Source organism: Bifidobacterium miconis (genome assembly GCF_019331735.1).
Lineage (GTDB): Bacteria > Actinomycetota > Actinomycetes > Actinomycetales > Bifidobacteriaceae > Bifidobacterium > Bifidobacterium miconis.
In genome coordinates, this window is the sequence record NZ_JAHBBH010000013.1 from 72,376 (window position 1) to 79,089 (window position 6,714).

Here is a 6,714-nt window from a genome sequence, read left to right on the forward strand (position 1 = left end):
TGCTGTGACTGCGACCGGTCCGGTCAGCCGATCTCGGGCGTGACGAACTTGTAGCCGATGCCGCGCACGGTCTGCACGATCCGCGGGTTTTCCGGGTCGGTTTCGACCTTGGCGCGCAGGCGCTGCACGTGCACGTTGACGAGCCGCGTGTCGCCCGCATTGTCGTAGCCCCACACGCGTTTGAGCAGGCTGGATCGGCTGATCGCCTCGCCCGCGTTGGAGGCGAGTTCGAACAGAAGCTGGAATTCCATGGGCGTGAGCGCGAGGTCGCGCCCGTCCTTGGTGGCGGTATGCTCGAGCCGGTCGATGACGATGCGGCCGCGTTCGATGCGGTTCGATGGTATTCCGCTCGCCGTGCTGGTCTCGCCGTTGCCGTTTGCGCCGGCGCCGTTCGCGGGTGCGGCGATGCGGAAGCGCGCGCGGATGCGGGCGAGCAGTTCGACGACCTTGAACGGTTTGGCCACGTAGTCGTCCGCGCCGTCCTCGAGTCCGGCGACCACGTCCTGCGTGTCCGATTTGGCGGTGAGCATGATGATCGGCACGTTGGAGGTTTCGCGGATCGCGCGCGCCACGCCCACGCCGTCGAGTCCGGGCAGCATCACGTCGAGCAGGATCAGGTCGGGGCGCACGAGCGGGAACACTTCGACCGCGCGCAGGCCGTCGAGGCAGGTGACGGTGCGGAATCCTTCGTTTTCCAATACGATCGACAGCATCTCCCCCAATGCCTGATCGTCGTCCACGATCAGAATCGTACGCGTCTCCGTCTCTCCCGCACCCGTCGCGGTCGCGCCGTCACTGCCCTGCGTCATTGCACCAGCCCCTTTGTCTCGTGTCAAGTACTTCCCTCATCTTAATGGACGCTTCACGTTTTGGCGCGTATCGGACGAGTGCCCGATGGGATCGGCATCACGCGCGATGCCGGCGGCGCCTTGGTTCCCTCGGCCGGGAACCGGCACGCAAGGCGTGTCGGAGGCGGGCATGTCTGGTGGAACATCACGGCACGGCAATGGCGCCGTCATTCGCCGCCGTGCAGGATGCGGCGGATTTTCTCCAGCCGCGGGCCGACCTCGTGCTCGTAGCCGCGGTCGTTGGGGTGATAGTATTCACGCCCGCGCAGTTCCTCGGGCAGATACTCCTGCGGGGCGACCGCGCCCGGCCAGTCGTGCGCGTACTTGTAGCCCTCGTGGTTGCCCCACTCCTTCATAAGCTTGGTGGGGGCGTTGCGCAGGTACAGCGGCACCTGGCCGATGAGTCCGGCGTCCACGTCGGCGAGCGCCGCGTTGATGGCATTGTAGCTGGCATTCGATTTCGGCGCGGTGGCCACGGCGATGGTCGCCTCGGCGAGGATGATGCGCGCTTCGGGCATGCCGATCATCGCGACGGCCTGCGCGGCGGCGACGGTGACCTGCAGGATCTGCGGCGCGGCCATGCCGACCTCTTCGGCCGCGGCGATCATGATGCGCCGGGCGATGAACCGCGGATCCTCTCCGGCTTTGAGCATGCGGGCGAGATAGTGGATGGCGGCGTCCGGATCGGAGCCGCGCATGGATTTGATGAACGCGGAGATGACGTCGTAGTGGTCGTCGCCGTCCTTGTCGTAGCGCACGGTGGCCACGTCCATAACCTTGCTAACGATGTCGGGCGTGATGATCGGCTTGCGTGCGCCTTTTTTGCGCTGCTGGTCGCCGGTGGCGGCGCCCGCCGCCGCTTCGAGGATGGTGAGCGTCTTGCGTGCGTCGCCGCCGGCAAGTCGGATGATCTCGTCGATCGCGTCGTCGCCGATCCTCACTTCACCCTTGAGCCCGCGCTGGTCGTCGACGGCGCGCGTGATGAGCGTTTTCAGATCGTCCGGTTCGAGCGATTCGAGCTTGACGACGACGGACCGGCTCAGCAGCGGCTTGATGACCGAAAAGCTCGGGTTTTCGGTGGTGGCGGCGATGAACGTGACGTCGCGGTTTTCGACGCTGGGCAGGAGCGCGTCCTGTTGCGATTTGGAGAAACGGTGCACCTCGTCGATGAACAGCACGGTTTCCTTGCCTTCGGACACGAGCCGTTGGCGCGCGCGGGCGAGCACGTCGCGCACGTCCTTGACGCCGGACGTGACGGCCGACAGCTCCTCGAACGCACGGCCGGACTGTTTGGCGACGATGTAGGCGAGCGTGGTCTTGCCCACGCCGGGAGGCCCGAACAAAATGATCGAACTGGGCGCTGCGAGCGATCCCTTGGACGCGGGGTTGGCGAGCCGGCGCAGGGGCGAGCCCTCCCCCAGCACCTGACGTTGGCCGACCACTTCGTCCAGCGTGCCCGGCCGCATTCTCACCGCCAGCGGCCGCGTCATGTCCTCGGGCACGTCCGTCGCGTCAAACAGGTCGTTATCGCTCATGGTCCATCATCCTACACCACGCATCGAACGTCTGTTCGATCATCCTGCAATCGCGTGGCGGAAATCGCTCGCTGAACGGTCGTTCAGCGAGCGATTTCCGCCACGCGCCCTCCGCCGACCGCGTACGACGTCAGGACGCGGCTCCGACGTGATAATCGAAGAACACCACCTCGCCGGTCTCCTGCGTGGTGTCGAGGTCGACGGTGCCGGTGATGGCCCAGTCATGGTCGCCGTCGGAGTCGTCGATGATCTGGCGTACCTTCCACGCGTGTTCCTTCTGCTCGAGCGAATCGTCGAGAATGAACAGCTTGCCGGAACGGGCGGCCACGTCGATGCCGACGTACTCGTGCTCGTCGTAGTAGTCGTCGAGCGCATCCTCCCATTCGTGCACGCCGTAGCCCCAGTCCTTGTCGAGCGCGCCCAGCTCGTCCGGACGGTCCAGGTCCATGAGCTGCACGCGACGGAACATCGCGTTGCGGATGAGCACGATCAGGCCGCGGCGATCCTCGACCACGGCCTCGCGCGCGCCGCCCGGCGCGGCAAGCGTCGCCGCCGCTTCGGACGCGTCCGACTCGGCGCCCGCGTTCTCCCATTCGTCGACCAGACTGGAGTCGATCGAACGGACGACCACGCGCAGCCACGAGATGATGTCGTCCAGCTGTTCGTCGCGCTTTTCGACCGGCACGGTGCGCGCCAACGCGCGGTACGCGTCGGACAGGTAGCGCAACAGCGTGCCTTCGGAGCGTGCGATGTTGTAGCGGGCGATGTACCCCGTGAAATCGGACGCGGTTTCGACCATGTCGCGCACGACCGACTTGGGACTCAGCCAGTAGTCGTTCGCCCACGGCACGTCCTGCCGGTACTGCGTGAACGCGGCGTCGAGCATGTCCTCCAAAGGCTTCGGATACGTGATCTCCTGCAGCTTGTCCATGCGCTCGTCGTAGTCGAGGCCGTCCTCCTTCATCTCGATGAGCGCCTTGTCGCGCGCCTGCCGCTCCTGCGCCTTCAAAACCTGCTTGGGGTCCTCGAGCGTGGCCTCGACCATCGAGATCACGTCGAGCGCATACGTGTCGGATTCGGGGTCGAGCAGTTCCAACGCGGCGAGCAGGAACGGCGAAAGCGGCTGATCGAGCGCGAAATCGTCGGGCACGTCCACGTCGAGGAAATAGTCCTTGCCGCCGTCGTCGCGATCCTCGGTTTCGATGACCTTCGTGTCGAACAGGGTCTGGAAGATCTCGTCGGCGCGCTGGTGCAGCTGCTCCTTCTGGTCCGGGGTCTGCGCGGAGTCATCAATGAGCCGGTCGACGCGGTAGCGCGCGTCGCCGCCCTGCGCGACCTCGTTCAGCACCATCGAATGGGTGATCTTCATGTGCGGCACGAGCGTTTCGGGGGCCGCGTCGATGAGCTTGTCGAACGTGGCCTGATTCCACGTGACGAACCCTTCGGGAGCCTTCTTGCGCTTGACCTTCTTGAGCTTCTTCGGATCGTTGCCGGCCTTGGCCACGGCCTTCGCGTTCTCGATCTCGAATTCGGGGGCCTCCGCGATCACGAGGCCTTCCGTGTCGAAGCCCATGCGGCCCGCACGGCCGGCGATCTGGTGGAATTCGCGGGCGCGCAGCTTGCGCATGTGCGTGCCGTCGAATTTGGTGAGCGCCGTGAGCACGACCGAGTGGATCGGCACGTTGATGCCGACGCCGAGCGTGTCGGTGCCGCAGATGACCGGGAGCAGGCCCTGTTGGGCGAGCTGTTCGACGAGCCGACGGTAGCGCGGCAGCATGCCGGCGTGATGGATGCCGATGCCGGTGCGCAGGAGCCGCTGAAGGATCTTGCCGAACGCGGTGGTGAACTTGAAGCCCTTGACCGCCTCGGCGATGGCCGCGCGCTGCTCCTTGCTCGAGACACCGGTGGAGGCGAGCGCCTGCGCGGTGTCGAGCGCCGCGTCCTGCGAGAAGTGCACGACGTAGATCGGCGTGGAGCCTTCGCGGAACGCGAGTTCGACGGTTTTCTCGAGCGGATCGAGCGTGTACTCGTAGGTGAGCGGGACCGGCCGCGGCGCGTCGGCGATGATGTCCACGTCCGTGTCGGTCATGTCCTCGAGCTTGTCGGCGATCGCGTCGACGTTGCCGAGCGTCGCGCTCATCAGCAAAAACTGCGTACGTGGCAGCGTGAGCAGTGGCACCTGCCATGCCCAGCCGCGCTCCGGGTCGCCGTAATAGTGGAACTCGTCCATCGCCACGCAGCCGACGTCCGCGTGCCGGCCTTCGCGCAACGCCTGATTGGCGAGGATTTCGGCCGTGCAGCAGATGATCGGCGCGTCGGAGTTGATGTGCGTGTCGCCGGTGATCATGCCCACGTTGTCGCGGCCGAACACGTCGACCAAATCGAAGAACTTCTCCGAGACGAGCGCCTTGATCGGCGCGGTGTAATAGGAGCGCCGCCCGGTGCACAATGCGGCGAAGTGCATGCCGAGCGCGACGAGCGACTTGCCCGAGCCGGTGGGCGTGTTGAGGATCACGTGGTCGCCGGCGAGGAGATCCATGATGGCCTCTTCCTGATGCGGCCACGGGTCGACGTGCTTGACGTCGTGCACCCAGTTGAAGAAGCGCTCGTAGATTTCGTCCGTGTCGATGTTGCGGTCGCCGTCGTCCCAACTCGGCGCCAATGCCCCCAGGGAGCCATAAGTCTCAGTATCTGTCATAATGTCTCCCAGTCTACTCGACGCCGGCCGGTTCCCGTCAGGCTCCCGGGATCGCCGCCATGAATCCCGGGAACTGGGACGCCCCGACTAGCCCAATCTCCTTCTGGCCTCTGCCGGGTCGACGCCAGAGTCAAGCGGCGGCCACGTCATGTTCATGTTCTTCAAGGTGGTGCGCAGCAGTTCGGACACGACGGCGCGCGAATACCACCGGTTGTCGGCCGGCACGAGATACCACGGCGCGGGTTGCGTGCTCGTGCGCTCGAACACCTCCTGCCATGCGGCCATATAGTCGTCCCAGCGGTCGCGCGCGTCCAGATCGGATACGTCGAACTTCCAGAACTTGGTCGGGTCTTCGAGCCTCGAGAGGAAATGGCGCTTTTGTTCATCCTTGCTGACAACGAGGAAGATTTTGATGATCGCGCAGCCGTCGGCGACGAGGTTGCGCTCGAATTCGTTGATGAGATCGTAGCGTGCCCGCCATTCGGATTCCGGCACGGTGCCGTAGACGTGCGGCATGACGATGTCTTCGTAGTGCGACCGGTCGAACACGCTGATCCAGCCCGGGTCGGGCAGTTCTCGTTCGACGCGCCAGAGGAAGCCGTGCGCGAGTTCTTCCGCGCTTGGTTTGCCAAAGCCGTGATAGTGGATGCCCATCGGGTTGCCTTGACGGAAGACGTGCTTGACGATGCCGCCCTTGCCGGAGGCGTCCATGCCCTGCAGCACGATGAGCAGCCTGCGGCGGGAGCCTTTGACGCCGTTCGCGTACAGCAGATTCTGGTAACGGGCGATTTCGGACGAGCTGAGCGCGATGAACCGTTCCGCGTCGTCCTTGCCGCCGTCGAAGCCGGGCGTCGAGTCGCCGATGACGTCGTTGACGTGCATGCCATGATGGAACATGAGCCGTTGCGCCGGCGGCAATGACCAGACGGCGCTGAGCAGTTCGCTGGATTTGGCGGCGTTGGCGAGGCGCTCGGCCACCGTGGTGCTGGTTTCGATGGCGCCGATCCGGTCTTCCGCGCGTTTGAGCGTCTTGTCGATGCGCTTGTCGGACTTGGCGCCGTCCTTGTCGGCTTTGTTGGCCCTGCCGCCATCCTTGGCGTCCATTTTCTTGTCGTCTTTGCCCATGCCCATGATTCTACGGCCAAACCAAAGGAACCCACCAAAGCGCTTCCACGCTTCGACGGGTTCCTTACTCTCACAGCCAATGCGGTATCGCGCTTCGCGCGATGCTGTGTTGTTGGCTCGCCTTGCGGCTCGCGGACGCTCCCTCAGTCACGCTTCGCGTGACAGCGTCCTGCAATTGCGGGCAGCCTTCGGCTGACTGTGTTGCCGGCTCGCTGTCGCTCGCTCCTCGCCTAAAAACGCCTCCGGCGTTTTCTTCACGGCTCGGCCCAGCCGAGGGGGCCCGCAAGGCGTGTCAAGGCCGGTAGCTTCATGACCGTAGTCACGAATGAAGCTGGCGGCAGCCTCGGCTCCCTCGGCTGAGGGAGCTGGCCGCCGCAGGCGGACTGAGGGAGCGTCCGCGAGCCGCAAGGCGAGCCAACAACACAGCATCGCGCGAAGCGCGATACCGCATTGGCTGTGAGAGTAAGGAACCCGTCGAAGCGTGGAAGCGCTTTGGTGGGTTCCTTTG

At 65.0% G+C, this 6,714-nt stretch carries 4 protein-coding genes; all 4 read right to left on the minus strand.

What is annotated here, in order from left to right:
• Positions 1-23: 23 nt before the first annotated feature.
• The 4 genes from mtrA to KIH79_RS06110 all read right to left on the minus strand — a co-directional run bounded on the left by mtrA (position 24) and on the right by KIH79_RS06110 (position 6,206).
• Positions 24-809 (minus strand): MtrAB system response regulator MtrA, encoded by a 786-nt coding sequence (gene mtrA / locus KIH79_RS06095; protein WP_219058597.1) that lies wholly within the window; start codon positions 807-809, stop codon positions 24-26.
• Between the two features lie 206 nt (positions 810-1,015).
• Complete coding sequence (locus tag KIH79_RS06100) at positions 1,016-2,383, minus strand: replication-associated recombination protein A (protein ID WP_219058598.1); 1,368 nt, start codon at positions 2,381-2,383, stop codon at positions 1,016-1,018.
• Positions 2,384-2,513: 130 nt separating this feature from the next.
• Entirely contained in the window at positions 2,514-5,081 is a 2,568-nt protein-coding gene (locus KIH79_RS06105) for a DEAD/DEAH box helicase (protein WP_219058599.1), read from the minus strand.
• Between the two features lie 87 nt (positions 5,082-5,168).
• Positions 5,169-6,206: a PPK2 family polyphosphate kinase gene (locus tag KIH79_RS06110; RefSeq protein WP_219058600.1), complete on the minus strand. Its 1,038-nt coding sequence runs from the start codon at positions 6,204-6,206 to the stop codon at positions 5,169-5,171.
• Between the last annotated feature and the right edge of the window lie 508 nt (positions 6,207-6,714).

Coding starts and splice junctions, on each gene's coding strand:
- mtrA (WP_219058597.1), bottom strand. CDS start 809: ATGACGCAGGGCAGTGACGGCGCGACCGCGACGGGTGCGGGAGAGACG.
- KIH79_RS06105 (WP_219058599.1), bottom strand. CDS start 5,081: ATGACAGATACTGAGACTTATGGCTCCCTGGGGGCATTGGCGCCGAGT.
- KIH79_RS06110 (WP_219058600.1), bottom strand. CDS start 6,206: ATGGGCAAAGACGACAAGAAAATGGACGCCAAGGATGGCGGCAGGGCC.
- KIH79_RS06100 (WP_219058598.1), bottom strand. CDS start 2,383: ATGAGCGATAACGACCTGTTTGACGCGACGGACGTGCCCGAGGACATG.